Source organism: Polynucleobacter finlandensis, from assembly GCF_018881755.1.
GTDB classification, from domain to species: domain Bacteria; phylum Pseudomonadota; class Gammaproteobacteria; order Burkholderiales; family Burkholderiaceae; genus Polynucleobacter; species Polynucleobacter finlandensis.
The window spans coordinates 1-25274 of record NZ_JACVPS010000017.1 but is presented as its reverse complement, the minus strand read 5'-3'; the positions used below and the strand labels follow the sequence as shown (position 1 = coordinate 25274).

The 25274-nt window shown below is 47.4% G+C and carries 26 protein-coding genes; 13 read left to right on the top strand and 13 right to left on the bottom strand.

All coding sequences use genetic code 11. The annotated features are described in order from the left end of the window. The first annotated feature begins 23 nt into the window (after window positions 1-23). From ICN49_RS10600 to ICN49_RS10580, 5 genes are read left to right on the top strand one after another with little or no spacing between them, the layout of a single operon-like run. Window positions 24-3008 carry a formate dehydrogenase subunit alpha gene (locus tag ICN49_RS10600; RefSeq protein WP_216168042.1) on the top strand — a complete coding sequence of 995 codons (2985 nt, stop codon included), beginning with the start codon at window positions 24-26 and terminating at the stop codon, window positions 3006-3008. Between the two features lie 27 nt (window positions 3009-3035). Next, window positions 3036-3695, top strand: a complete 660-nt coding sequence (fdh3B, locus tag ICN49_RS10595) for a formate dehydrogenase FDH3 subunit beta (RefSeq protein WP_216168041.1) — start codon at window positions 3036-3038, stop codon at window positions 3693-3695. After that, window positions 3692-3928: a hypothetical protein gene (locus tag ICN49_RS10590; RefSeq protein ID WP_216168040.1), complete on the top strand. Its 237-nt coding sequence runs from the start codon at window positions 3692-3694 to the stop codon at window positions 3926-3928. The genes fdh3B and ICN49_RS10590 overlap by 4 nt, the downstream gene beginning before the upstream one ends. 47 nt (window positions 3929-3975) lie before the next feature. Beyond that, a complete protein-coding gene (locus ICN49_RS10585; RefSeq protein WP_216168039.1) occupies window positions 3976-5031 on the top strand; it encodes a formate dehydrogenase subunit gamma in 1056 nt (351 codons plus the stop codon). 10 nt (window positions 5032-5041) lie between these two features. After that, window positions 5042-5314 (top strand): hypothetical protein, encoded by a 273-nt coding sequence (locus ICN49_RS10580; protein WP_216168038.1) that lies wholly within the window; start codon window positions 5042-5044, stop codon window positions 5312-5314. Here ICN49_RS10580 and ICN49_RS10575 read toward each other — a convergent pair whose 3' ends face one another. Next, window positions 5315-6025, bottom strand: a complete 711-nt coding sequence (locus ICN49_RS10575; RefSeq protein ID WP_216168037.1) for an ATP-binding cassette domain-containing protein — start codon at window positions 6023-6025, stop codon at window positions 5315-5317. It lies immediately after the preceding gene. Further along, window positions 6018-6713 carry an ABC transporter permease gene (locus ICN49_RS10570; RefSeq protein WP_216168036.1) on the bottom strand — a complete coding sequence of 232 codons (696 nt, stop codon included), beginning with the start codon at window positions 6711-6713 and terminating at the stop codon, window positions 6018-6020. Before ICN49_RS10570 ends, ICN49_RS10575 begins: the two co-directional genes overlap by 8 nt. Before the next feature lie 304 nt (window positions 6714-7017). Here ICN49_RS10570 and ICN49_RS10565 point away from each other — a divergent pair, with 304 nt between their 5' ends. Beyond that, window positions 7018-7731 (top strand): endonuclease/exonuclease/phosphatase family protein, encoded by a 714-nt coding sequence (locus tag ICN49_RS10565; RefSeq protein ID WP_255535512.1) that lies wholly within the window; start codon window positions 7018-7020, stop codon window positions 7729-7731. Then, on the top strand, window positions 7728-9203 hold the full coding sequence (gene cls, locus ICN49_RS10560; RefSeq protein WP_216168035.1) for a cardiolipin synthase: 1476 nt from the start codon (window positions 7728-7730) through the stop codon (window positions 9201-9203). Before ICN49_RS10565 ends, cls begins: the two co-directional genes overlap by 4 nt. On the opposite strand, the gene ICN49_RS10555 is transcribed toward cls, so the two are convergent. Together ICN49_RS10555 and ICN49_RS10550 are read right to left on the bottom strand one after the other, a co-directional pair. Continuing rightward, window positions 9200-10393: a CaiB/BaiF CoA transferase family protein gene (locus ICN49_RS10555; RefSeq protein ID WP_216168034.1), complete on the bottom strand. Its 1194-nt coding sequence runs from the start codon at window positions 10391-10393 to the stop codon at window positions 9200-9202. The two genes, cls and ICN49_RS10555, sit on opposite strands and share 4 nt — an antisense overlap. A 13-nt stretch (window positions 10394-10406) precedes the next feature. Next, complete coding sequence (locus ICN49_RS10550) at window positions 10407-11576, bottom strand: acyl-CoA dehydrogenase family protein (protein WP_216168033.1); 1170 nt, start codon at window positions 11574-11576, stop codon at window positions 10407-10409. A 125-nt stretch (window positions 11577-11701) separates the two neighbouring features. Here ICN49_RS10550 and ICN49_RS10545 point away from each other — a divergent pair, with 125 nt between their 5' ends. After that, a complete protein-coding gene (locus ICN49_RS10545; protein ID WP_216168032.1) occupies window positions 11702-12907 on the top strand; it encodes a CaiB/BaiF CoA transferase family protein in 1206 nt (401 codons plus the stop codon). An 8-nt stretch (window positions 12908-12915) separates the two neighbouring features. Beyond that, entirely contained in the window at window positions 12916-13410 is a 495-nt protein-coding gene (locus ICN49_RS10540; protein WP_439650864.1) for a YqaA family protein, read from the top strand. On the opposite strand, the gene ICN49_RS10535 is transcribed toward ICN49_RS10540, so the two are convergent. The 8 genes from ICN49_RS10535 to ICN49_RS10500 form a co-directional block, all read right to left on the bottom strand. Next, on the bottom strand, window positions 13407-14111 hold the full coding sequence (locus ICN49_RS10535) for an ABC transporter ATP-binding protein (RefSeq protein WP_216168030.1): 705 nt from the start codon (window positions 14109-14111) through the stop codon (window positions 13407-13409). The two genes, ICN49_RS10540 and ICN49_RS10535, sit on opposite strands and share 4 nt — an antisense overlap. Before the next feature lie 17 nt (window positions 14112-14128). Next, a complete protein-coding gene (locus ICN49_RS10530; RefSeq protein WP_255535511.1) occupies window positions 14129-14884 on the bottom strand; it encodes an ABC transporter ATP-binding protein in 756 nt (251 codons plus the stop codon). Between the two features lies 1 nt (window position 14885). Next, complete coding sequence (locus ICN49_RS10525) at window positions 14886-15845, bottom strand: branched-chain amino acid ABC transporter permease (RefSeq protein WP_216168029.1); 960 nt, start codon at window positions 15843-15845, stop codon at window positions 14886-14888. 14 nt (window positions 15846-15859) lie between these two features. Next, on the bottom strand, window positions 15860-16714 hold the full coding sequence (locus ICN49_RS10520; protein ID WP_255535510.1) for a branched-chain amino acid ABC transporter permease: 855 nt from the start codon (window positions 16712-16714) through the stop codon (window positions 15860-15862). Between the two features lie 117 nt (window positions 16715-16831). Next, a complete protein-coding gene (locus ICN49_RS10515) occupies window positions 16832-18067 on the bottom strand; it encodes an ABC transporter substrate-binding protein (RefSeq protein WP_216168027.1) in 1236 nt (411 codons plus the stop codon). 77 nt (window positions 18068-18144) lie between these two features. Then, window positions 18145-19386 carry an FAD binding domain-containing protein gene (locus ICN49_RS10510; protein WP_216168026.1) on the bottom strand — a complete coding sequence of 414 codons (1242 nt, stop codon included), beginning with the start codon at window positions 19384-19386 and terminating at the stop codon, window positions 18145-18147. Window positions 19387-19393: 7 nt separating this feature from the next. Beyond that, window positions 19394-19852: a VOC family protein gene (locus ICN49_RS10505; RefSeq protein WP_216168025.1), complete on the bottom strand. Its 459-nt coding sequence runs from the start codon at window positions 19850-19852 to the stop codon at window positions 19394-19396. Between the two features lie 9 nt (window positions 19853-19861). Then, window positions 19862-20557 carry a TetR/AcrR family transcriptional regulator gene (locus tag ICN49_RS10500; protein ID WP_216168024.1) on the bottom strand — a complete coding sequence of 232 codons (696 nt, stop codon included), beginning with the start codon at window positions 20555-20557 and terminating at the stop codon, window positions 19862-19864. Between the two features lie 111 nt (window positions 20558-20668). Here ICN49_RS10500 and ICN49_RS10495 point away from each other — a divergent pair, with 111 nt between their 5' ends. The 4 genes from ICN49_RS10495 to ICN49_RS10480 all read left to right on the top strand — a co-directional run bounded on the left by ICN49_RS10495 (window position 20669) and on the right by ICN49_RS10480 (window position 25040). Continuing rightward, window positions 20669-21145, top strand: a complete 477-nt coding sequence (locus tag ICN49_RS10495) for an SRPBCC family protein (protein ID WP_216168023.1) — start codon at window positions 20669-20671, stop codon at window positions 21143-21145. 85 nt (window positions 21146-21230) lie between these two features. Further along, complete coding sequence (locus ICN49_RS10490) at window positions 21231-22085, top strand: FAD binding domain-containing protein (RefSeq protein WP_216168022.1); 855 nt, start codon at window positions 21231-21233, stop codon at window positions 22083-22085. Window positions 22086-22115: 30 nt separating this feature from the next. Continuing rightward, entirely contained in the window at window positions 22116-22625 is a 510-nt protein-coding gene (locus tag ICN49_RS10485) for a (2Fe-2S)-binding protein (RefSeq protein WP_216168021.1), read from the top strand. A gap of 18 nt (window positions 22626-22643) precedes the next feature. Next, window positions 22644-25040, top strand: a complete 2397-nt coding sequence (locus tag ICN49_RS10480) for a xanthine dehydrogenase family protein molybdopterin-binding subunit (RefSeq protein ID WP_216168020.1) — start codon at window positions 22644-22646, stop codon at window positions 25038-25040. 96 nt (window positions 25041-25136) lie between these two features. Here ICN49_RS10480 and ICN49_RS10475 read toward each other — a convergent pair. Continuing rightward, a partial coding sequence (locus ICN49_RS10475) for a cold-shock protein (RefSeq protein WP_216168075.1) occupies window positions 25137-25274 on the bottom strand: 138 nt, incomplete at its 5' end.

Sequence of the window (25274 nt, the reverse complement as noted above, 5' to 3'; positions counted from 1 at the left end):
AAAATCTTTCTCAGGGACAACATATGAGTCTGACTCGTAAATCCAATACCCCACCAAGCAGTCGTTCAGCCCCTAGCTCCCGCCTCATCGGCAGCCTATCGCGTGGACTTAAAGCTGCGGTGCCGACGATGGATCGTCGTACATTCCTCAAGCGATCAGGAGTGGGCGTAGGAGCCGGTATTGCCGCTAGCCAATTAAGCTTGGTACAAAAAGCGGTAGCCGAGCCAAGCAAGGCCATGTTGGATGGTAAGGGCAAGATTGAGGTTAAAAGATCGATTTGCACCCACTGCTCAGTAGGTTGCGCGGTTGATGCCACAGTTGAGAATGGCGTATGGGTGCGTCAAGACCCCGTATTTGATTCCCCAATTAACTTAGGCGCACATTGCGCTAAAGGTGCAGCACTGCGAGAGCATGGTCACGGCGACTTCCGCTTACGTTATCCAATGAAGTTGGTAGACGGCAAGTACGAAAGAATTTCTTGGGATCAGGCTTTAACCGAAATTACTGCGCAGATGAAAGATCTCCGCACGAAGTACAGTCCTGATTCCTTGTTCTTTATTGGTTCTTCTAAGCACAATAACGAGCAAGCTTATTTATTACGTAAGTGGGTTTCATTCTTTGGAACCAACAATACAGACCATCAGGCGCGTATTTGCCACTCCACAACGGTTGCCGGTGTTGCAAACACCTGGGGCTATGGTGCGATGACCAATAGCTATAACGACATGATGAATGCCAAGGCTGCCTTGTACATTGGCTCTAATGCGGCTGAAGCACATCCAGTATCCATGCTCAGTCTTTTGCATGCTAAAGAAAACGGTTGCAAAGTGATTGTGGTTGATCCGCGTTACACCCGTACTGCAGCCAAATCTGATCAGTATGTGCGGATTCGTTCTGGAACAGATATTCCATTCCTTTTTGGCGTGCTGTATCACATCTTTAATAACGGTTGGGAAGATAAGAAGTACATCAACGACCGCGTATATGGCATGGATGAAATTCGTAAAGAAGTGATGGAGAAGTGGACTCCAGCGAACGTAGAACAAGCTTGTGGTGTGCCTGAAGCTCAGGTCTATCAGGTTGCTAAGACTATGGCTCAGAATCGTCCAAGCACCTTGGTATGGTGTATGGGTCAAACACAACATACCATTGGTAATGCGATGGTTCGTGCATCTTGCATCTTGCAATTGGCCTTAGGCAACATCGGTAAGTCTGGTGGCGGTGCGAATATTTTCCGCGGTCACGATAACGTACAGGGCGCTACAGACGTAGGGCCTAATCCAGATTCATTGCCAGGCTACTATGGTCTTGCAGCCGGCTCATGGAAGCACTTCGCTACCGTGTGGGGAGTTGACTACGAGTGGATTAAAGGTCGTTACGCTCCTGACATGATGGAGAAATCCGGCACAACGGTTTCTCGTTGGGTTGATGCTGTGCTCGAGAAGAATGACATGATCGACCAGCAAACCAATGTCAAAGGTTTGTTCTTCTGGGGACATGCCCCTAACTCACAAACTCGCGGCCTCGATATGAAGCGTGCGATGAATAAGTTAGATCTCTTGGTAGTGGTTGATCCATATCCAAGCGCAACAGCAGCCATGGCTGCAATGCCTCCGGCTGAAGGCGATGTCGTTAATAAAAACCGCAACGTGTACTTGTTGCCAGCGACTACCCAGTTTGAAACCAGTGGATCTGCAACAGCTTCCAACCGTTCACTCCAGTGGCGTGAGAAAGTCATTGATCCATTATTTGAATCTGTTCCTGACCACGTGCTCATGCAAGCATTTGCTGATCGCTTAGGTTTTGGTCAAGAGTTGTCTACTAACTACAAGATGCTGAGCTCGAAGTTTGCTGGTAAGCAGTGGAGAGAACCGCAGATTGAAGATATCTTGCGTGAGATTAATCGCTCCTGCTGGACGATTGGCTACACCGGCCAAACTCCAGAGCGCCTTAAGGCCCACATGAGAATGGTTGCCACATTTGATCCAAAGACATTGAAGTCTCGTGGTGGCGTTGATCCAGTAACTGGCTACGACACTACTGGTGACTACTATGGCTTGCCTTGGCCTTGCTACGGCACGGCTGCAATCAAGCACCCAGGATCGCCTAACCTTTATGACACCAGCAAGAGTGTGATGGAGGGTGGTGGTAACTTCCGCGCCAACTTCGGTGTTGAGAGAGAAGGTAAGAGCTTGTTGGCTGAAGACGGTTCGTGCTCTAAAGGCTCTGCGATTACCACTGGATATCCTGAGTTCGATCATGTGTTTATGAAGAAGCTAGGCTGGTGGGATCAACTCACTGATGATGAGAAAAAACTGGCCGAAGGCAAGAACTGGAAGACAGACTTGTCTGGCGGTATTCAGCGCGTTGTCATGAAAAACGGCTGCCATCCATTTGGTAATGCTAAGGCACGTGCAGTGGTTTGGAACTTCCCAGACGCCATTCCAATTCACCGTGAAGCTTTGTATAGCACCAATGAGCCAATGATGCGCAAGTATCCAACGGCTGCTGATAAGAAGAATTTCTGGCGCTTGCCAACCCTGTACAAAACCGTTCAGGACAAGAACTTGAATGAGAAGCTGTACGAGAAGTTCCCAATCATTCTGACTTCTGGTCGCTTGGTCGAGTATGAGGGCGGTGGTGATGAGACCCGTTCTAACCCATGGTTGGCTGAGTTGCAGCAAGAAAACTTTGTGGAGATCAATCCCAAAGCAGCTGAGGCACGTGGCATTAAGAACTGGGATTACGTTTGGGTTAAATCTCCAACCGGAGCTCGAATCAAAGTACGCGCATTAGTGACTGAGAGGGTTGATCAAGGTACAGCCTTTGTGCCATTCCACTTTGCTGGTTGGTGGCAAGGTACTGACTTGCGTAAATACTACCCAGAAGGTGCAGCGCCTATAGTTCTAGGCGAGGCCGTTAATACTGCAACCACTTATGGTTACGACATGGTGACGATGATGCAAGAAACCAAAACCACCATGTGCCAAATCGAAAAATTTGCCTAAGTTAAAAAATAAGGTCAGGAGAACACAATGGCAAGAATGAAATTTATTTGTGATACCGAGCGTTGCATCGAATGCAATGGTTGTGTCACTGCCTGTAAGAATGAAAACGAAGTGCCTTGGGGTGTCAACCGCCGCCGCGTGGTGACCGTCAATGATGGTGTGATTGGTCAAGAGAAATCCGTTTCTGTTGCCTGCATGCACTGCTCAGACGCACCATGCATGGCTGTGTGCCCAGTGGATTGCTTTTATCGCACCGACGAAGGTGTGGTCTTGCATGACAAGGACATTTGCATTGGATGTGGCTACTGTTCATTTGCCTGCCCATTTGGTGCACCTCAGTTCTTGAGCAAAGGCGCCTTTGGTGTGCGTAGCAAAATGGATAAGTGCACATTCTGTAGTGGTGGCCCAGAAGCAAATGGCAGCGTTGCAGAATTTGAGAAGTATGGTCGCAATCGTTTGGCTGAAGGTAAGTTACCTTTGTGCGCTGAGATGTGCTCTACCAAGGCTTTGATTGGTGGCGATAGCGAAGTGATTTCAAGTATCTATAGCAAGCGTGTAGCAGTTCGTGAGTCAAATGGTAAATATGCTGGATCCAATATTTTTGGTTGGTCTACGGCTTATGGTCCTTCAGGTGCACCTGCGCCAACACCCACTCCCGCTGACAAAATCCCAGGAGCGAAATCATGAAATTGAATTTCAAAATCCTCGGAGCCTGTTTAGTAGCAGGAGTGCTCTTGGCAGCTTGCTCTGAGCCTCCTGAGATTGCTGCTAAGGTTGCCAAGCGTCCCGATGTTGCTCCTTACATGGGAGCTGATAACGGCTTCATGACAAAGGGTTGGACACCAGGCAATCAGGAAAGTTGGACGGAGGCGATTAATAAGCGCAATCAGAATCAGTCTGAGTATTCACGCGTTAAGTGATCAGTTAAACAACAATAAAGATAACGAAGACGTTTAAGGACATTTGTATGAATCGATCATTCTCTAGTGTTAGTCGCTCTTGGGTTCTGGCTCTTGGCGTATCGCTAAGTCTCCTAAGTGGGGTCTGTTTGGCAGAACGTGCGCCGATGGATCCACTCCCAACACCAAGTGGCGTTGATGTTCCTAAAAATTTGAGTGCCATCCCGAATGGCACTCAAGCTCAATCGCAACCGGCAAACAGTGCGCCAGCGAGTGGCCCTATTTGGGAGTCTGCCAATAGCGATCCGTTGAACTATGTAAGCATTCCCGACAAGCAAGCCGGCGTATTGATTCAGAGATCAGGTCAGCAATGGCGCTTGATTCGCAATGGAATCATTACGGTATATGGCGGCTGGCTTTTGGCGCTTGCCTTTTTTGGCATCATTGCGATGTATACCTTAAAGGGTTCGATCAAATTGCACGCGCCTGTATCAGGTGTCAAGATTAAACGTTTTAACGGTTTTGATCGCTTGGTTCATTGGACGATGGCCGGCAGCTTTTTAGCGCTTGCGTTTACTGGCTTGTTGATTCTCTACGGCAAATTCTTCGCTTTGCCTTTAATGGGCGGCATGGCTTACGGCTCATTCTTAATGCTTTGCAAGAGTGTCCATAACTTTACGGGCCCATTATTTACTTTAAGTATCGTGATTTTCTTCTTCCTGTTTGTTCGTAAGAACATCTTTGGAGAGGGTGATATGGCATGGCTTCTATCATTTGGTGGCATTTTCTCTGGCAAACATGTTCCCGCAGGATTCTTTAACTTTGGTGAAAAGTTTTGGTTCTGGTTCGGCATGGTTTTCTTGGGACTCACAATCTCCGCATCAGGCTTTGTACTTGATATGATCGTGCCCTTTATGGATGTTCAGTATTGGCGCGGCACAATGCAGTTAGCCAATATCATTCATAGCTCAGGAGCGGTATTGATGACTGCAATGGCTATGGGACATATCTACATTGGTACGATTGGCATGCAAGGTTCAATTGACGGCATGAAGACTGGTTATGTAGATGCTACTTGGGCCAAAGAGCATCATGAAATTTGGTACAACAAGATTAATAAATAAGGACAAAGCCATGAAAAAAATCATTGCTTTCACATTCTGCGCATTTGCTAGTGCTACTGTATTTTCAGCCTTGCCACCCTTAACACCTGAGGCTCAAGAAGCAGCAACCTTAGCAAAAGCAAAAGCAGCGTATGGGGATAAAGTGGGGGCGTATCAACTCTGCCAATCTCAAAACCGCGTGGCTGATCGTTTCAAGATTGCTGGTACAGCAGCTCCAGCTGCTTGCGTAGCACCACCACCATTTGTTGCTCCTGTAGCAGCTGCAGCGGCCCCAGCAAAGTAACTAATCAGCCAATAGCTCTTGATGTAGGTAGCGTTTAGCTGCCTGCGTTTGAAGGGTAGAGAAGAAAGGACCTACGGGTCCTTTTTCTTTAATCTGCCCATCATCAATGAAGATGATGTATTGGGCAATTCTTTGGACTTGCGCAAGCTGATGAGAAGAAAAAATTACTTCAAAACCTTGATTGGTAAATTCACAAATCATGCGCTCCACCTGCTCGGTGGTATTGGGATCCAAGTTGGCCGTAGGTTCGTCCAGTAGCACGACATTGGGTTTTTGCAGAATGACTCTACCAAGACATAGCTTTTGCCTTTCGCCTGCAGATAGCTTATGCGCAGGACTATTGGCAAGACGGGTTAAATCAGTCTGCTCAAGAATGGCATTGATTTGTTCTGTCGTAATACTGGGGTCTGCATCCATCACCATGCTGAGATTGGTGCGAGCCGAAGCCTTAATCATGGGTGTGTGATGCAAAACCAAAGCAGTCTTTGCGGGAGAAAACGAATAGCTAACAGTGCCTGAGTCTGGAGTAATTAACCCAGCTAGGAGCTTGAGTAGGGTTGTCTTGCCTGCACCATTCGGGCCAATGCAAGCGGTAATCCGATCGGCTGGTATGACAGCATGCGGGATATTGAGGATGGTTCTGCCATCACTCTTGACGAGCACATCCTTGAGCTCAATGAACTTTCTAAATTGTTCGTCTTGATTAACCATAGCGACGCTCTGCAATTTGGCGCACTGCGAAGGTAAAGAGATTGGCCATCAACACAATAGACAGCAGAATCATCCCAAGAGCTAAAGCAAGCGGAAGATCTCCTTTGCTGGTTTCCAGGGCAATGGCAGTCGTCATAGTCCGGGTAGAGCGGTCAATATTTCCGCCAACGATCATGACCGCGCCGACTTCAGAAATGGCCCTTGCTAAACCAGCCAGAATGGCAATACTCAGTGAAAAGCGGCAATCCCAAACCAGCCACTTTAAATAGGAAAGGCGTGGCAGGTGGAGGGCAAGGAAAGAATCTCTATGGATACGCCAGGAGTCTTCTAGTATTTGACGGCTTAGGGCGGCAATTAAAGGGGTTGTCAGCAGTGTTTGGGCGATGATCATACCCTTGGCGGTAAAGAGCCATCCCCATGATCCTAGAGGGCCTGTGCGGGACAAGAGAAGATAGACCACTACACCAACAATCACAGTTGGGACCCCCATAAGGGTGTTTAAGGTGACGATAATCCCTTTTTTGCACTTGAACTCCTCTGTCGCAAGGAGGGCGCCTAGCGGGAGTCCGATTAGGGTTCCGAAGAATAGGGCGGTAAGGCTGACCTGCAGGGAGACTAAAACGATCCCCACTACGCCGCCATCTAAATGGGCTAGAAGTGAGAGGGCGTCTTGAAAGGCGATAAGCATGAGCTCGATTCTATCAAGGGGATGGCAAAATGACCCTAATGCTACTAAATCTTCAAATTTTTACCGATGGCTGAGGTGATTTGCCTTTGCAATGAGGTCTGGGATCTCGATTTACGCGAGTACCTAGACGTGCATCCCATCAGCTCTATCGAAGAGCTGCGGGAGCAGGCGTCTATTTGTAATAAGTGTATGCAGTGCCAGGAATTGGTTGAGGGTGAAATTTATCAGGCGCGCATGAGACGCCAGCAAGCGCAGGCATAGTGTGACACCCTTAAATCAGCTTGGTCGGTTTAGCGTGATGACAATGAATGTTCATAAAGGTCTATCACCACTGCATCGTCAATCCACTATTTATCAGTTGCGCCAAAAAATGAGGGCGCATCATCCAGACCTACTGTTTTTGCAGGAGCTACAACAAGAGCACCGTGGCAGAGTTAGAAGATTTGGTCAATGGCCCGTTAACGAGTTAACCCACTTCCTATCGGAAGATTTTTGGCATCACTGGCATTACGGAAAAAATGTTGAGTACCCCGATGGACATCATGGCAATGCCATTCTGTCGAAACTTCCACTTCATAAGGGCAGTAATTACGACATCTCCGCATATCGCTTTGAGAAGCGCGGTTTATTACATAGCGTGACTAATATTGAGGGCTCTACTAAACCCATCCACTGTTTTTGTGTTCACTTAGCATTGTTTGAGGGTGGGCGGGAGCGTCAGCTTGGAGAAATCATTCGGTATATAGATGTTTTGGCAGAAAATGGACCGGCGATCGTAGCGGGCGACTTTAATGATTGGCGTAACCGCATTAGCGCACCCATGAAAGAGGCAGGGTTTAGCGAAGTCTTTGAAGTTCTGACTGGTTCGCCAGCGAAAACTTTTCCAAGTGTTAAGCCTATGCTGCCAATGGATAGAATCTATGTGCGAGGATTAAAAATCCATTCGGTTGATGTCTTGCACGAATGGCTCAAATTATCTGATCACTTAGGCATTACTGCAGAATTGGAATTGATATGAATTTGATTGCTTTTTTTCTAGATGAATTTTTTAACTTCAATTTGTTTTGGCTAACCCCAATCCATGCTGCGATTGTTATCACATTCTTTATTCGTCTGATTTCTGTGAGAAGGCCAGTGGGCGTCGCCTTCGCCTGGCTCTTAATTGTTATTTTATTACCCCTGCTTGGTGTTGCCTTGTATGTATTGATCGGGGAGCGTCCTGTGGGGCGAAGTCTGATGTTGAAAATCGATCGTATGAGTAAAGACTATGTTGCAATTACTGGCAACATGCGCCAAAGGTTTCGGGAAGATCGTAAACTGCTGCCTTTAGAGGGTAGGGCATTAAGTCTTTTAGCTGAATCTAAAAATGGCTCACCGGCTATAGCGGGCAATCATATTGAGTTATTTACGAACTCCTTAGAGATTTTGCAAAAGTTTATTGATGCCATTAATGGTGCCAAGAAAAGTTTACATCTTGAGTTCTACATCTGGGCCTTAGGAGGTGATGCTGACCGGGTTGGAGAAGCATTGATCGCTGCGGCACAGCGCGGGGTCGCCTGCCGAGTTTTATTGGATTCCTTGGGTAGTAAAGACTGGCTGAAATCAAAGTGGCCAGCACGTTTCAGAAATTCTGGAATTCAGGTGACTGAAGCTCTACCGATTCAAATTGGCCGCTTTCAGTTTCGTCGTGCCGATATTCGCCTTCACCGAAAAATATTTGTGATTGACGGGGCTGTTGCCTGGACGGGCAGCATGAATATGGTTGATCCACGTACCTTTAAGCAGGATTCTGGGGTAGGCGAGTGGGTTGATGCCTTAGTGAGAATTGAGGGGCCAGTGGTTTCTCAATTTGATCTCACTTTTCTTTTTGACTGGAGCGTTGCAACTACAAGCGTCACGAAGTTCAATGATCCGGACCCTGAAATTACTACTCGGGCAGGTGGAGCATTGGCTCAAGAATTTGCCTCTGGCCCCGTTTATCGCGATGATATTTTGTATCAGGTTTTACTTTCGGCAATCATGGATGCGCGAGAGGAGCTCACCATTACCACGCCATATTTTGGACCTGATGATGGTTTGATTCAGGCGATGATGGCTGCAGCCAATCGAGGCGTCAAGGTCACTTTAATTGTGCCTAAGCTGAATGACTCTACTTTGGTGGCCTGGAGTAGTCGCAGCATCTATAGCGACCTCTTAAGTGCTGGTGTCAATATCGCAGAATTCCGTGGCGGTCTTTTACACACTAAGAGCATGTTGATTGATAAGCGCATTGCAATCTTTGGATCTGTGAATTTTGATCAGCGTAGCCTGCGTTTGAACTTCGAGATTAGTCTGATTGTGTACAACGAAGATTTTTGCGCGAAGCTTGAAGTGCTCGTTGATTCTTACTTGAAGCAGTCTGATTTTGTTGATGCGCAGGCTTGGGCGAATCAGCCGCGGTGGCGCACTTTATTAGAAAATGCAGCGCACCTGGCTTCGCCGCTACTTTAAATCGCTTGGCTTTTAGCCATCCCCTGGATTTGCTTTTCACTGAGACCAATTTCAGAGAGGATTGTGTGGGTATGCTCGCCCACGGCTGGAATGGCATCCATTCGATACTCATAACTATCGTTCAGGCCGGGCGGAAGCAGTGCAGGGATCTGACCTACCGGTGTATCGACATCGACCCAGCGATTACGGGCTTTGAGTTGATCATGCTTCCAAAGTCCAGCCATATCATTTAGTCGTGCATTTGCAATTTGTGCTGCTTCTAATTTGGCAATGACCTGCTCAGTAGTGAGTTTGCTAAAGCAAGCATCAATAATGGCTAGCAGTTCATCACGCTTTTCATTGCGCTTGAAGTTTTGGTTGAAGCGTTCATCTTTGCCTAGGGCAACATTTTCCAACACAACTTCACAGAACTGCACCCACTCACGTTCGTTTTGCAGACCCAACATGACAGTCCCACCATCCCCCGCCTTAAAAGGGCCGTATGGGTAGATGGTGGCATGTGATGCACCATTTCGAGGGGGTGGCTCCGCGCCATCAAAGGCGTAATACATTGGAAAACTCATCCACTCACTTAATGATTCCAACATGGAAATATCGATGACTGAGCCTTTACCTGTTTTGCCTCTTTGTAGAAGGGCGGCAAGAATATTGGTATAGGCATACATGCCTGCAGCAATGTCGGCAATTGAGTTACCGGATTTACTTGGCGTTTCTGGTGTACCAGTGACCGATAAGAAGCCGGCCTCACTCTGAATCAGCAAGTCATAAGCCTTCTTGTCGCGGTAAGGGCCGTCATTACCGTAACCGGAGATATCACACAGAATGAGTTGTGGATTCTCCTTTTGCAATGCTTCAGCAGTAAGGCCCATGCGGGCTGCAGCACCTGGAGCCAAGTTTTGCACCAAAACATCGGCTGTCTTTAGTAAAGTTTTGAGCGCTGCTAATGCTGATGCTTGCTTTAGATCTAATGTCAGACTTTCTTTGGAGCGATTGACCCAAACAAAATGGGAGCACAGTCCATTGACTTGTTTGTCGTAGGCACGAGCAAAATCGCCAAGGCCAGGACGTTCGATTTTGATGACTCGCGCACCGAGGTCAGCGAGTTGGCGCGTACAAAAAGGAGCAGCAATAGCATGCTCTAAGGAAACAACAGTTATGCCGTCAAGTGGGCGAACCTGTTTTGATGTCATGTCAGATTTTCTCTTAGAACGATCTTGGTAAACCAAGAACGTGTTCTGCGATATAGGAGTAAATCAAATTCGTTGAGATTGGCGCCACTTGGTATAGGCGCGTTTCTCTAAACTTCCGCTCGACATCATACTCATTAGCAAATCCAAAGCCACCGTGAGTTTGTAGGCAGACATTAGCCGCTTCCCATGAAGCTTTAGCAGCAAGATACTTAGCCATGTTTGCTTCTGCACCACAAGATTGTTTGTTATCAAACAACTCGCAAGCCTTAAAGCGCATGAGATTGGCGGCTTCAGTCTCAATGAAAGCATCCGCAATCGGAAATTGGACCCCTTGGTTTTTGCCGATAGGGCGATCGAACACGATGCGATCATTGGCATAGCGTCTAGCCTTGTCTATGAACCAATAGGCATCGCCAATGCATTCAGCTGCGATCAGAACGCGCTCTGCATTGAGACCATCCAAGATGTATTTAAAGCCTAAACCTTCTTGGCCGATCAGGTTCTCTGCAGGAATCTCCAGGTTATCAAAGAACACTTCATTGGTTTCATGATTGACCATATTGGCAATCGGTGAAATTTCCATGCCCTTGCCGAGCGCATCTTTTAAGTTGACTATGAAGATCGACATTCCTTCAGATTTTTTCTTCACTTCCGCAAGGGGAGTGGTACGCGCTAAAAGAATCATCAAATCAGAATGCTGAATGCGGGAGATCCATACTTTTTGACCGTTGATGATGTATTTATCACCCTTCTTAACGGCCGTCGTTTTCAGTTTGGTGGTGTCAGTCCCTGTTGTGGGTTCAGTAACCGCCATTGTTTGTAGTCGTAATTCACCGGTAGCAATCTTTGGAAGATATAGCTGCTTTTGAGTGTCAGAACCATGGCGTAGCAAAGTTCCCATGTTGTACATCTGACCATGGCAAGAGCCTGCATTGCCGCCAGAGAAATTAATCTCTTCCATGATCACTGAGGCTTCAGCCAGCCCGAGCCCAGACCCGCCGTATTCTTCAGGAATCAGGGCAGCCAACCATCCTGCTTGTGCCATAGCATCTACAAATGCTTCAGGATAGGCGCGCTCATGATCTACTTTTTGCCAATAAGCGGAGTCAAAACTGCCGCACAGGTCGCGTAATGCCTCCCGCATATCTTGATATTGATCTGGCTTGGGAATAGGGTGGTTCATTGAAGTCTCTATTGTTATGATTTACAGCACATTAAGGGCTATTACTGATAGTTTAAGCAAGTTTTGAAAATCCGTGAAAATAGCGTATTAAGATAAACAATCGTCCATAAGACTTTGAAAAGAATATGAATTTAAAGCCCAAACAGATACTTTTAGGAATTAAAGTTTTAGAACTGGGGCAATTGATTGCCGGCCCCTTTGCATCTAAAACGTTAGCTGATTTTGGCGCTGAAATTGTTAAGGTTGAATCTCCAGGTGAAGGCGACCCCTTACGTAAGTGGCGCATGCTTCATCAAGGCACCTCTGTATGGTGGCAAGCACACTCGCGTAACAAGCAATCCATCTGCTTGGACTTACGCGTCAAAGAAGGTCAAGAGATAGCACGTCGTTTGGCGCTAGAAGCAGATGTTGTGATCGAGAATTTTCGTCCTGGTACTTTAGAAAAGTGGGGATTGGGCTGGGAGGCATTACACCAAGCTAATCCTAAACTCATCATGCTGCGCATTTCTGGATATGGGCAAGATGGACCAAAACGAGATGAACCGGGTTTTGCAGCGATTGGCGAGGCCATGGCTGGTCTGCGCTACATCACTGGGCACCCTAATGAAATTCCTGTGCGTGCAGGAGTATCACTGGGCGACACTATTGCTGGCTTGCATGGCGCCCTAGGTGTTTTGCTTGCTTTGTATGAGCGTGATGCGCGTGGTGGTGAAGGGCAGATGATTGATGTGGCCCTTTATGAATCTATCTTTAATTTAACGGAGAGTCTGCTGCCAGAGTATTCAGTCTTCGGCGCTATTCGTCAGCCTGCTGGAGGCGCTTTGCCTGGCATTGCTCCTTCCAATGCTTACCGCTGTGGTGATGGTCAGTACGTCCTGATTGCTGGCAATGGTGACTCTATCTTTAAGCGTTTAATGACGCTCATTGGTAGATCTGATTTGGGCGATGACCCAAGTCTGGCCCAGAACGATGGTAGGGCTAAGCGAGTTGTAGAGATTGACGCAGCTATTAATACTTGGACTGCTACCCTTGGCTTAGATGAGGTACTAAAGGGTTTGATTCAGGCACAAGTGCCATCTGGAAAAATATACACAGCCAAGGATATTGCCGAAGATCCGCATTATCAGGCGCGTGGTGTGATCGAAACCGTAGAGAGTGCTGATGGCCTCAAGGTACAAGTGCCTGGAATCATTCCAAAACTCTCACAGAATCCTGGCGCTATTCGTCATCGGGCGCCAACTCTGGGGGAGCATACTGATCAGATTATGAAATCAGCCGGTTTGACTGAAGAACAAATCGCTATCCTCAAAAAATCCGGGGTACTCGCTTAATGGAGCAAATGTTTGAGCATTTCTTTGGATGGTTTGGAATGCCATCAATTGGATTGCCAGCAGTTTTTCTCAGTGCCTTCATTTCTGCAACTCTTGTACCGGTTGGATCAGAACCCATCTTATTTGGCTACATCACAGTTAATCCACACCTCTATTGGATTGCGATATTGATTGCCACGATAGGCAATACCTGCGGCGGCATGTTTGATTGGTGGCTAGGCTTACTTGCCCATAGCAAACTGAAGTCACTTAAGGGCCCGCAAAATGGTCGGGTGAAAGCGTGGCTAGAACAGCATGGACCAAAGGTGCTGCTCTTATCTTGGCTACCCGGTTTGGGGGATCCTTTGTGCTTAGCAGCTGGATGGTTGCGCCTTGCATGGGCACCATGTTTGATCTATATGTTTTTTGGGAAGCTTCTTCGCTACCTCACCATGACATGGTTGCTCACTCTAGTGCCAGATAGTGTTTGGCACCAGTTAGGCCACTGGCTTCATTTAATTTAAACAGCGCAATATTTCTGCTGAATCTCATCGTTTTCTAAAAGATTCTGAGCGGTGTCATGAAACACAATTTCACCCTGATCCAGAATATAAGCCCTATCGGAAATCCTCAGCGCCTGCTGGACATTTTGTTCGACAAGCAAAATGGTCAGACCTTGCTGCTTCAGCTTTAAAAAGAGTTCGAACATTTCATCTACGAGGACCGGCATGATGCCTTCCGATGGCTCATCTAAGAGGATGACCTTTGGCTTGCCGATCATTGCCCTGGCAATGGCTAGCATCTGTTGTTCACCACCAGACATGGATGTGCCGTCTTGATGAAGGCGCTCTTTGAGGCGAGGGAAGATCTCGGCAATCTCGTCGACCATGGCGCTGATATCGCCATGATTCTTTTTGGCGATCACACCTAATTCTAGATTTTCTTTAACGGTGAGCCCTGGAACAATGCGGCGATCTTCCGGAACATAAGCTAGGCCTAGGTGATAGCGTTCGTGAGCGGCCAAATCCAAGAATGATGTGCCATCGATAAAGGCGCTACCTTGACGCTTAGATAAAAGCCCCATGAGTGAGCGCAGGGTAGTGGTTTTACCGGCACCGTTACGGCCCATGAGCGTCACAATTTCACCCTTATTCACTTCAAGGGATACGCCTTGTAAGACATGGCTTCTGTCGTACCAGGCATTTAAGTTTTCTACTCGCAACATATTTAACCTTAATTCCTTTAGCCTTGGCCTAGGTAGACGCGGCGCACTTCTGCATTATTTTGAATTTCTTCTGGAGTTCCCTCTGCCAGAAATTCGCCATGATGAAGCACGATAATTCGCTTGCAAAGTCCCATGATCAGTTTCATCTTGTGCTCAACTAGGATGACCGTTCTTTCACTGGCTAGAGTGCGAATTAAATCCATCATGACCATCGTCTCTTCAGGTGACATTCCTGCGGTGGGTTCATCTAGCAATAGCAAGCTAGGGTTGCAGGCTAAGGCCATAGCGATTTCTAGTGCACGTTGCTGACCATGAGCCAAATCACCTGTTGTTTTATTGCGTAAGTGTTCTAAGTTCACTCTACGTAAGAGTTCATCGGCAAGCTCAATCGGCTTTCGATAGTTTTTCGCATTACTCAAAAAGTTATAGCGCGAAGTTTCCATTTGCGCAGCGACGCGAACGTTTTCATGAACTGACAGTTGTTTGAAAACATTGGTGATCTGAAAGCTTTTAGAAATACCAATGCGCGCAAATTCATGCTGTGGAATACCGGTGATATCTTTTCCATTAAATAGAATTTGTCCGCTAGAGGGCGGGAATGCCCCGCTGAGGACATTAAAGAAGGTGCTTTTTCCTGCGCCATTAGGGCCGATGATGGCTGTAATAGTGCCAGGCATGAAGCGGGTTGAAACATCATTCAATGCTTTGAACTTGCCAAAGCTCTTACTGACATTACGTGCTTCAAGAATAGGGGTTTGATCCATGTTGCTCATATTATTGGACATCCTGATTGATGCGTAACTTGCTCAGAATGGTTCCCCAGATGCCTTTGGGGAAGAACAGCACAAAGAACATAAAGACTAGGCCAATGACCGCCATCCAATGCTTTGTGAAGGTAGTGACAACATCCTCTAAATAAAGCATGACCGCAGCGCCTACAAACGGTCCAAAGAAAGTGCCCATACCACCCAAGATGCTCATCATGACAGCTTGGCCTGATTGCAGGTAGTGAAGTGAATCAATAGGAACAATCGATAAATGTAATGCGCGTAACGATCCAGCCAATCCACAGATGGCTGCGGATAAAACAAACACCAGCAATTTAGTTTTGGTTACATCAAATCCACAGGCTGCTGCACGCTTCTCATTTTCACGAATGGCTTCCATGACGGCGCCGAGTGGAGAGTTGAGGATGCGAGAGATTAGCCATAGGGCAATAGATACAAAAAATAGAATGATGTAGTACTTAGTGAGGGGGTTGAGAAAATCAACTGGTATGCCAAGGATGTTGAAGGTCTCCACTTTTACACCCCGTAAACCGTTCTCACCACCAGTAAAACTCTCTGCCTTATAAAAAATGTAGTAAACGATTTGGCCAAGCGCCAGCGTCACCATGGAGAAGTAGATGCCCCGTGTGCGGATCGCTAAGAAGCCCATGATGAGTCCACCAATGGCCGCCCCAATGACGCCAATCAGGATTGCAGTACCCCAGGGGAGGGAGTAATGAACAATGCTGATGCCGGTGAGGTAGCTACCAATTCCTAAAAATGCAGCGTGCCCAAAGGAGAGCAACCCCATATAACCAAACAGCAAGTTAAAGCCCATGGCAAACAAGCCAAAGATCAAGATATTGATAGCTAAGGCTTCATACGGCATAAAGAAGGGGAAGACCATCAAAAACAGAATGCTGGCAAACAGTCGATGACGAGCAATGAATTGAAAAAATGCGTTCATAATTTTCACGAGCCTTAGCCCATTGCTCCTGCTTTACCGAATAAACCCTGCGGACGAATCAGTAGGACGACAGCCATGAGAACAAAGATAGAGAGCTCTGCAAGATCTGGGAAGAAGAGTGAAGTCATGCTGTAGACAATGCCAACTAGTAGGCCTGCAACCACTGCGCCAGCTGGTGAACCCATGCCACCAACTACGGTGACAACAAAAGACTCCGCCAGAATCGGAATGCCCATCTCTGGATTGACTGAGCGGGTTGGTGAGGCCAAGATACCGGAGAGGCCGGCAATGGCACACCCCATACCAAACACCAAAAGCCATACTTTGGCGATATCAACACCTAGGACTTTGACGATCTCTTGATCAGCAGCACCCGCTTTGATAATGAGTCCATAGCGTGTTTTTTGAATAAACAACCAGACGGCAAAAATAATGAATGCAGTGGCCGCAATCAGGAATAAGCGATATTTAGGGAAGGTGCCGATACCAACATCCACGGTCCCACCTAAACCCTCTGGCGTAATGGAGGGGAGACCTTCAATACCAAAAGTAACTCGCATCGCTTCAATGAGAACGTAGGAGAGGCCAAAAGTGAGGAGTAGCGGGTAGTCAAGTCCGCGACCATAGAGTGGGCGCACTAAGAAGCGCTCCGTGATTAAGCCCAGGCCACCAGTAACGAGTGGGGTCAGGATGAGGCTAAACCAGAAATTGCCGGTAATACCCAGGAAATAGACGCCCAAGAATGCGCCGACCATAAAGAATGCGCCATGCGCAAAATTCACCACGTTGAGCATGCCAAAAATCAGACATAAGCCAAGCGCAAGCAGTGCATAGATGCTACCCAAGGCAATGCCTGTGAGCAACTGCATGCATAAAAGTTCGAATGAAAGTCCGGTCATAGATGTACTCAGAAAAACTCCCCTTAGACCAAGGTCTTCAGGGGAGTGAATCAGGGTTAATCAACGATCAACCCTGAAATTTCAGGATCAGGCTTTATGGCCCAACTCTGCGCAACTGCGCATGTTTTTCTCAGTAGTAGGTTCAATCGTCAAAATCTTAAAGACATCGTACTTATCTTTCATATCTTTGGATTTGGACTCTACGATGATGACGGACTGCACGGCTTGGTGGTCGCACTTGCGATAGTATTCTGGACCTTTGTACCAGTCGTACTTGAGGCTCTCCATCGCAGACACCACTTTCATCGTGTCAGTAGATTTGGCAATCTTAATAGAGGCTAGGACGCTCTTGATGCCAGCGTAGCCTAGTGCGCCGTAGTCTGATGGTACTGAACCGTTATACATTTTACGGAAGGCATCATTAAATACTTTGGCGCTAGGGATGCGGTCTTCCAGACCCCAGTAGTAAGAGGTGCCACCAAGAATGCCTTCAAAGGCTTCTGGGCCACCAGCAAGACGCGAGGTGTAGAGCAGTACAGGGGCAACGATCTTCATATTTGCTTTTAGGCCGAAGTCAGTACATTGCTTGGCAGCATTAACAAGATCACGACCAAAATTACAGAGCACCAAGATGTCAGGGTTCAAGGCCTTAATACGTGGCAAGAAAGCTGAATAGTCAGAAGCACCCAATGGATGACGAATATCCGCAAGGGTAGTGGCGCCCATTTCTTTGCCTGCGCGCTCAAACGCACGCACCATCTCATGACCATAAGCATAGTCAGCCGTTAAGAAGACAATCTTTTTACCGAAGCGCGGAATACTATAGCGCGCAACAGCACCAGCAGTCATGGTTGGATTGAGAGCCTCGTGGAAGGTATAGACGCTCCAGTCTTTCACTTCATTGATCGCATCGGATTGGCTGATGGAGTTGAATAACACTTTACGTTCTTTACAAACTGCATTGATCGAGAGTTGGGTTGCTGCTGAGAGTGAGCCAACAACATAATTCACCTTATCTTTTTCAATCAACTCCAGTGTGCGGGTTGCAGCCTCACCAGGATTGAGTTTGTCATCGCGCACTAATAACTCTGCTTTGCGACCATTAAAACCACCGGCATCATTAAATTCTTTAATCGCGAGTTCTGCAGCTTTCACTTGATCTTGGGCTTCTGCAGAGAAGGCGCCTGTCAGCGGGGTTGGAAAACCAATCTTGATGGTATCGGCTTGTGCGCTTGCTCCGCTCATCCAAATTGGCGTACTTGCAGCCGCCGCTCCACCGATGAGGATCTTTCTTCTTGTCTGATTCGTTACTTTTTGTTTCATGGTGTCTCCTCCATATAAAACAGTTAATAAATCTGATACTTTTTTGTAGTTTTGTAAATCTTAACTGAATGCCCAAATTAATGTGTGGCTTCAGGTACTGCCTTTCCTTGAGCTAAAAGGGTGCTGATATCAATCGCCGTTTCGGACATCACAGTGGTGGCATTCCTTTTCAGGTTGCTGCTATCGCCATTCCCCTTTAATCCCTGAGCCTGCATATAACGACCCAAATACTGCGCCCTGGCTACGACTTGTTGCCCTAAGGCTAAACGTTCTCTACCGTAGGCTGCCAAGGCCTCAGGCGTAGCCCCCAACGCAGAAATATGTCTGGCGATCACCAAGGCCTCATCACCTGCTTTGGTGACACCCATGCCCACATGCGGACGGCCAACAAAAGCAGCATCACCCATTAGAGCAATTCTTCCAAAAACAATTTGCTCTGATCTCACGTCATAGATGGGTTGTAAGAATGGGGTGGCAGTTTTTTCAAGTATCTCGGCATATTGCGGAGCGAGAATCGCTCTTGCAGCCTCACGCATTTTCGCTATATGTTTCCAAGAAACTTTTAATGGGGGAATTCCAAAAGGGAAATAGTTGCCATCGGCATCCGTGAGCAAATCAATCAGTTCCTGATCTTCAGAAGCAGGCCGGTACCAAACAAAGTTATAGCGACGCTGGCCCACTTGCGTGTTATTACCAGGCCCAGCAACTGGGTAGCCAAGCATTTGCTCGCCATTAGGTAGGCAGAAGCCAAAGTAATTAAAAAGCGTATCTAAGGTGTGCTTGGATAAATGGCTTTCATCACAGACGCCACGCCAAGCGATATACCCAGCGTATTCAGGCTGAATATTCGGAGCGACTTGCGCGCGTACTACTGAGCGAATGCCATCAGAGGCAATGAGTAACTCCGCTTCATGCTTGCTACCATCTTCACAACTGACTTGGACCCCATTGTCATCTTGAGTAACGGTTTTTACAGTCTTGCCTTGTAGGTAGCGTTCATTTGGAAAACTTTCCTTGAGCATGTGATACAGGCGGCTCCAGGACGTTAGTACTTGTGGCAAGACCATCTCGCCAAGTCGTTCTCCATCAGCTCCCAGGGTGACGCGACCGGTTACAGGAACGCCAAGGCTTTCGTCAACCGTAACGCCTGCTGCTCGCAAGGCATCTGCCAATGCGTCATGCGTCACAATCCCTGCGCCGCGACCATCCATTGAGCCCATTGCTTTTTCTAGTAGGGTGACCTCATGCCCCTGGCGGAGCAATATATTTGCCGCGAACAGGCCACCAAGCGATCCACCAATGACCAGAATTTTTGCCATATCTCTTTTATGCACTCTTGGCATCAAGCGCTGCTTTTTCAGCAGCGGGGTAGTTCAGTTCAATCACTACGCCATTTGGATCATCTAGAAAGATTTGATGTAGCTTTAGAACGGGTACCGTGCGCTCACGGTAAGGCACCTTTAACGTTTTCAGTAATTGAATCTTTTCTTCCAGGCCATTTGCAAAGAAGGCAATATGGTCAACAGCCCCAGAGCCATGGAGCGAGCTGGTATCCCGGTCTCCTAAGTATTTCTTCAGACCTTCAGGATCATTTTTATCGATAGCGATCAAATGTAATACCGCATTAGCCCAACTACTCTCATCGCCGTTATAGAGCCACACACCCGGAAATGGGAACTCTGGGCGTGGGCCAATGGTTAGGCCAAGCACCTGATTAAAAAAGGCGGAGGTCTTCTCGATTTCCAAACTCCGAATAGAAAAGTGATTCAGGCTTAAGTTAGACATGATGGCTTTCTACTTATTAAATAAGGTTTTTGCAGAATGTAGATAGGAGCTGATTCGATCTCGAATAATTTCTTGTTCAGCATGGGGGCTGCTGGCGTCATATATAGCTTGGCCATAAATCCAGCGACGGATACCAATATAAAAGACCCCACCATGCAATCCCATTAAGTGCTCTAACTCTCTGTGGCTGGGCTTTGCACGCGTATTGCGTTGGCAATATTTACGAGTTTCTCGGATCAATCTTGGTAGCAAGCGTGACCGCAGCATTTCAAAGAAGCGATCGCTAATCGAATGATCGCTCAAGCCCGAAAAAATCAGAATGCGAACGAGGTCATAGGTGAGGACGGTAGCAGAGTAGTCTAGATAAAACGCATTGAGCTTTTCTTCTGGAGAGAGCTTATTGTCATCAAGCAAGGCTTCCCATTCTGGCTTCCAACGAGACTCAAAAACGTCTTCATAAACTTGCTTAATCAGCGCGTCTTTTGTTGGAAAGTAGTGGTAGAGCAGGGTATGCGTAATTCCCAGCTCTTTTGTGAGATTGCGCAATTGACCATCTAAACCATGGGTGGCAAAAAATTGAATAGCACCATCAACGATCTGGCGCCTACGGTCAGTAGTATTCATTCGGCGACGAACAGGCATAGCTGGGCTAGCAACTTTATTTGCTTTACGCAGGCTTGGAATGCTGTCTTGAGTGAGGCGCATGAAGATCAGGGTTTATCCGAAGTTGGGCTTATTGACCAAAAGTTAAATAATGGTACATTGTTGAGCAGTTGGTCAATAAGACTCTATTCGTACAAACCCCAAGGAGAAGTAATGGAACTCAATGGCGAGCAACTCATAGCCGCTCCAATCCCAGAAGTATGGAAGGGATTGAACGATATTGATGTTCTCGCTAAGTCCATACCAGGCTGCGAAGAGATTAATCGTATTGCTCCAGAAGAGATTCACGCTAAGGTGATGTTTAAGATTGGCCCAGTCAGAGCCCGCTTCGCTGGAAAGTTATTGCTCAGCGATATCGTTGAGGATCAATCCTGCTCTATGGCATTCGAAGGATCTGGCGGCGCAGCAGGGTTTGCTAAAGGTAAATCGCGTGTTGAGCTCAAGCCTGCTGATGGGGGTACTTTAGTTTGCTACACCACCGAAGCTTCCATTGGTGGAAAGTTAGGTCAAATTGGTGGACGCTTAATTAGTGCTTCTGCAAAAAAAATCGCAGATGATTTTTTTCAGAGGTTTGCAGCAGAGCTGGGTGGCGAAATCATCCCCTTAGAAGATGTGCCAACTGAAGAATAAGTCATTAAAAAATACACATAGTAAAAAGCTAAATGGCAATAAGACCAAAAGGCATTACTGAGATAGAAGTGGTGGAGGAGACAATATGAAATCAGCAGCATTCGATTATGTAAAGCCAGGATCCTTAACAGAGGCGCTAGGGGTGCTGGCCGAGGCGGGCGAGGATGCACGCTTGATTGCTGGGGGCCAGACCTTATTGGCTACTTTAAATATGCGCCTATCAGAACCAAGTGTGTTGATCGACATTACTAATGTAGAGGAACTTAAGGGCATCACACTCGATGGCAAGCATTTACGCATCGGTGCTTTAGTGACCCATACTGAAATTGAAGAATCTGACTTAATTGCCAAGCATGCGCCTTTACTCAAGGCTGCAGCACCACATATTGCACACCGTGCTATTCGGAACCTAGGTACTTGGGGTGGGTCGCTGGCATATGGAGATCCTGCTGCAGAATGGCCAGCCTGTAGTTTGGCACTGAACGCTACGATGATTATTCATAGTCCATCAGGCGAGAGAAGAGTTGCCGCCAGCGATTTTTTCATCGACCTGTACACCACATCATTAGAGCCGGATGACATTTTGGTGGCTACTGAGATTCCAATCGCTGATAGCGCACAAGTATTTTGCTTCCAGGAACTGGCTCGTAGGCATGGAGACTATGCCGTTGCTGGCTTAGCAGCAGTAGCGCAAAAGCAAGGCGATATGTTGACCCAATGCAAATTCATATTCTTCTCCGTTGGCGCTACTCCGCTTATGGCTGGCAAGACTCAATCATGGATTGATGGCAAAAATCTCAACGAGCAATTGATCGTCGACGCTGTCAAAACCGCAAGAGAAGAGATTGAAGTCATTGCCGATTTAACCAATAGTGCCGAAGCAAAACAACATTTAGTGGGTGTTTTGCTGGAGCGCGCCCTCAAGCAAATGATGGCTTAAAGACAGAATAAAAAGTACTCGGAGACTGCGATGAGTTTGAAGAAAAAAATTACCTTAACTGTAAATGGTGTTCAAGTGACGGCAGAAGTTGAGCCGCGCATGCATCTAGTTGATTTTCTGCGGGAAGATTTGCATCTGAAGGGCCCACATCTTGGTTGCGAGCAGGGTGCCTGTGGGGCTTGTACCGTGAAAGTAGACGGGCAAATTATTCGCGGATGCTTGTACTTGGCAGTACAGGCTAATGGCTCAGTTGTTGAAACCATTGAGGGGTTAACCAAAAGCGGTGCCTTGGCAGATCTGCAAGAATCATTCATGCGTCATAACGCGATGCAGTGCGGCTTTTGTTCTTCAGGGATGTTATTGGCCGCTGCTGAATTGGTTGAGAAGCAGCCTAAAGCAAGTCGGGAGCAGGTGCGCGAGTGGATCTCTGGGAACTATTGCCGCTGCACTGGCTACCACTCCATTGTTGATGCGATTGTTGCCGTGCTTGATGCTCGCTCAAAAGGTCAAAAAATTAAACCTGTTGTTGCTAACGCTTAACGGATTTGGATACGCAATATGAATAAGCCAAGTGATTTAAAGGGATTAGTTCTCGATCCTGTGACTAATGATCAGCGTTATATCGGTGTTAGCGAGCCTAGACATGGCGCGCGTCGATTGCTCGAAGGTCAGGGTACTTATATTGACGATATCAAATTGCCTCGCATGGCACATGTGGTGTACTGGCGATCACCAGTCGCCCACATGAAGATCGGCAAGATTCATAGTGAGCACGCCCGCAAGATGCCTGGCGTACTAGCCGTGGTTGATGGCGTGCAGATGGCAGAAATTTGCAAACCATGGGTTGCTACCCTTGGTCACTTAGTGGGTATGAAATCAGCCCCTCAATACGCTTTAGCAATAGATCGTGCCTGTTGGCAAGGTGAGCCAGTCGTAGCAGTCGTCGCAGAAACTCGTGCCCAAGCTGAAGATGCCTTGCAACATATCGAGGTGGAGTGGGAGGAGTTGCCGGCGGTGGTGAGCATGGAGACTGCGTTAGATCCTGCGACACCGTTAATACATCCTGAGCTAGGCGATAACCTTTGTTTTAGTCGCACTTTAGATGTGGGGCAAGTAGATGAGGTGTTTGCTAGTGCCGATGTGGTCGCAGAAGCCACATTTGGTTTTGGACGTCATACCGGGGTCACACTTGAGCCTCGTTGCCAAATTGCAGATTACAACCCTGGAGACAAGCGCTTAACGGTATATCACTCACAACAAGCGCCCCACATGATGCAAGATTTATATTGCCGTCAGTTTGGCTTGTCTGAGTCGGATGTGCATGTGTTGTGTAAGGATGTTGGTGGTTCTTTTGGTATCAAGGTTCACGCATATCCCGATGACTTTGCTACTGTTGGTCTGGCAATCATGCTGGAACGTCCAGTGAAGTTTGTGGCAGATCGCTTAGAGTCGTTTACCAGTGATATTCATGCACGTGAGCATCGTATTAAAGGCCGTATTGCTGCAAACAATGCGGGAGATATTTTGGCCTTTGAGATCGATGATCTCACCGCGATTGGCCCGTATTCTATGTTTCCAAGAACCAGCGCCATTGAAGGTAATCAAGTCGTAAATTTAGTTGGTGGACCCTATAAGCATCAGCATTACCGCGCCAATTTAAATGTGGTCTTTCAGAATAAGACGCCTACTTGTCAGTATCGCGGTGTGGGTCATCCCATCGCTTGCGCTGTCACTGAAGGCTTGGTTGATCTAGCCGCTCAAAAACTGAAGATGGATCCATTGGAGTTTCGTAAGCGCAATGTGATTCCGGACGATGCTTATCCATGCTCTGGCGCTTCGGGAATTAAATTAGAAGTGCTGTCTCACGAGCAATGCCTACGCACGATTGAGAAGATGATGGACTACCCAGCCTTGCGTAAAGAGCAGGCTGAATTACGCAAAAAAGGAATTTATCGGGGCATTGGTTTTGCTACTCTGATTGAGTTGACCAATCCTAGCCCCGCCTTTTATGGTGTGGGAGGTGCTCGCATTGCCTCGCAAGATGGTGCTTCTGCACGACTAGATCCAAGTGGAGTCGTGTCTATTCTGATTGGTGTTGGTGAGCAAGGGCAGGGAACTGAAGGTATCTATGCTCAGATTGCTGCTGATGCCGTCGGCATTTCTATTAAAGATGTTCGAATTGTTACTGGCGATACAGATGTCACACCTTATGGTGGTGGAACCTGGGCGTCGCGCGGCGCAGGTGTTGGTGGTGAAGCAGTCTTGCTTGCTTGCCAAGCTTTACAAGAGAATATTTTGAAATTGGCTGGAGCGATCTTGCAACGAGCCCCAGAAGAATTAGTGGTGCGCCGCAGTCATGTCTTGGATAAGGCGACAGGCGAACAGTTATTGCCTTTTAGCGAGATTGGTCGCATCGGGTATTTTAGGACTGACACTTTGCCAGCTGGATTCTCGGCAGACTTAATGGTGACTCGTCATTACACCCAAAAAGATTACCCATTTATCTTTACGAACGGGGTCCAGGCCTCCTATGTTGAAGTGGATCCGGATACTGGCTTTGTAAAACTCTTAAAGCATTGGGCGGTGGAGGATTGCGGCCGTGTATTAAATCCAATGTTGGTGGATGAACAAGTGCGCGGTGCAATTGTTCAAGGTATTGGTGGGGTGCTATTTGAAGAGTGCCTCTACGATGAGAGTGGCTTACTTCGAAACGGGAGCATGGCCGATTACCTAGTGCCGATGGCTAATGAAATGCCGGATATTGAGGTTGCGCACGTCGAGACACCAACTCAATCTTCCAAGCTAGGTGCAAAGGGTGCAGGTGAGGCTGGTACTGCTGGAGCCCCAGGCGCAGTCATGAATGCGATTAATGATGCCTTAGCCCCATTTGCGGCAAGCGTCTTTGATCAACCCATTACTGGTGAAAAGATTCTGCGGGCATTGGGCAAGATCTAAAAAAAATCTTTGCGCCGGAAGGTGTAGTCGATAGCTTAAGACCCATAAAAAAACCCAGGAACAAGTCCTGGGTTTTTGATAATGATCTAAGGACAATTAACCAGCTTGAATGTTGGTAGCCTGTTTGCCTTTAGGACCTTGGGTAATATCAAACGTTACCTTTTGGTTCTCTTGGAGGGTTTTGAAACCACCCATATTGATTGCGCTGAAATGCGCGAACAACTCTTCTTCACT

Coding starts and splice junctions, on each gene's coding strand:
- ICN49_RS10600 (WP_216168042.1), top strand. CDS start 24: ATGAGTCTGACTCGTAAATCCAATACCCCACCAAGCAGTCGTTCAGCC.
- fdh3B (WP_216168041.1), top strand. CDS start 3,036: ATGGCAAGAATGAAATTTATTTGTGATACCGAGCGTTGCATCGAATGC.
- ICN49_RS10590 (WP_216168040.1), top strand. CDS start 3,692: ATGAAATTGAATTTCAAAATCCTCGGAGCCTGTTTAGTAGCAGGAGTG.
- ICN49_RS10585 (WP_216168039.1), top strand. CDS start 3,976: ATGAATCGATCATTCTCTAGTGTTAGTCGCTCTTGGGTTCTGGCTCTT.
- ICN49_RS10580 (WP_216168038.1), top strand. CDS start 5,042: ATGAAAAAAATCATTGCTTTCACATTCTGCGCATTTGCTAGTGCTACT.
- ICN49_RS10575 (WP_216168037.1), bottom strand. CDS start 6,025: ATGGTTAATCAAGACGAACAATTTAGAAAGTTCATTGAGCTCAAGGAT.
- ICN49_RS10570 (WP_216168036.1), bottom strand. CDS start 6,713: ATGCTTATCGCCTTTCAAGACGCCCTCTCACTTCTAGCCCATTTAGAT.
- ICN49_RS10565 (WP_255535512.1), top strand. CDS start 7,018: ATGAATGTTCATAAAGGTCTATCACCACTGCATCGTCAATCCACTATT.
- cls (WP_216168035.1), top strand. CDS start 7,728: ATGAATTTGATTGCTTTTTTTCTAGATGAATTTTTTAACTTCAATTTG.
- ICN49_RS10555 (WP_216168034.1), bottom strand. CDS start 10,393: ATGACATCAAAACAGGTTCGCCCACTTGACGGCATAACTGTTGTTTCC.
- ICN49_RS10550 (WP_216168033.1), bottom strand. CDS start 11,576: ATGAACCACCCTATTCCCAAGCCAGATCAATATCAAGATATGCGGGAG.
- ICN49_RS10545 (WP_216168032.1), top strand. CDS start 11,702: ATGAATTTAAAGCCCAAACAGATACTTTTAGGAATTAAAGTTTTAGAA.
- ICN49_RS10540 (WP_439650864.1), top strand. CDS start 12,916: ATGTTTGAGCATTTCTTTGGATGGTTTGGAATGCCATCAATTGGATTG.
- ICN49_RS10535 (WP_216168030.1), bottom strand. CDS start 14,111: ATGTTGCGAGTAGAAAACTTAAATGCCTGGTACGACAGAAGCCATGTC.
- ICN49_RS10530 (WP_255535511.1), bottom strand. CDS start 14,884: ATGAGCAACATGGATCAAACCCCTATTCTTGAAGCACGTAATGTCAGT.
- ICN49_RS10525 (WP_216168029.1), bottom strand. CDS start 15,845: ATGAACGCATTTTTTCAATTCATTGCTCGTCATCGACTGTTTGCCAGC.
- ICN49_RS10520 (WP_255535510.1), bottom strand. CDS start 16,714: ATGCAGTTGCTCACAGGCATTGCCTTGGGTAGCATCTATGCACTGCTT.
- ICN49_RS10515 (WP_216168027.1), bottom strand. CDS start 18,067: ATGAAACAAAAAGTAACGAATCAGACAAGAAGAAAGATCCTCATCGGT.
- ICN49_RS10510 (WP_216168026.1), bottom strand. CDS start 19,386: ATGGCAAAAATTCTGGTCATTGGTGGATCGCTTGGTGGCCTGTTCGCG.
- ICN49_RS10505 (WP_216168025.1), bottom strand. CDS start 19,852: ATGTCTAACTTAAGCCTGAATCACTTTTCTATTCGGAGTTTGGAAATC.
- ICN49_RS10500 (WP_216168024.1), bottom strand. CDS start 20,557: ATGCGCCTCACTCAAGACAGCATTCCAAGCCTGCGTAAAGCAAATAAA.
- ICN49_RS10495 (WP_216168023.1), top strand. CDS start 20,669: ATGGAACTCAATGGCGAGCAACTCATAGCCGCTCCAATCCCAGAAGTA.
- ICN49_RS10490 (WP_216168022.1), top strand. CDS start 21,231: ATGAAATCAGCAGCATTCGATTATGTAAAGCCAGGATCCTTAACAGAG.
- ICN49_RS10485 (WP_216168021.1), top strand. CDS start 22,116: ATGAGTTTGAAGAAAAAAATTACCTTAACTGTAAATGGTGTTCAAGTG.
- ICN49_RS10480 (WP_216168020.1), top strand. CDS start 22,644: ATGAATAAGCCAAGTGATTTAAAGGGATTAGTTCTCGATCCTGTGACT.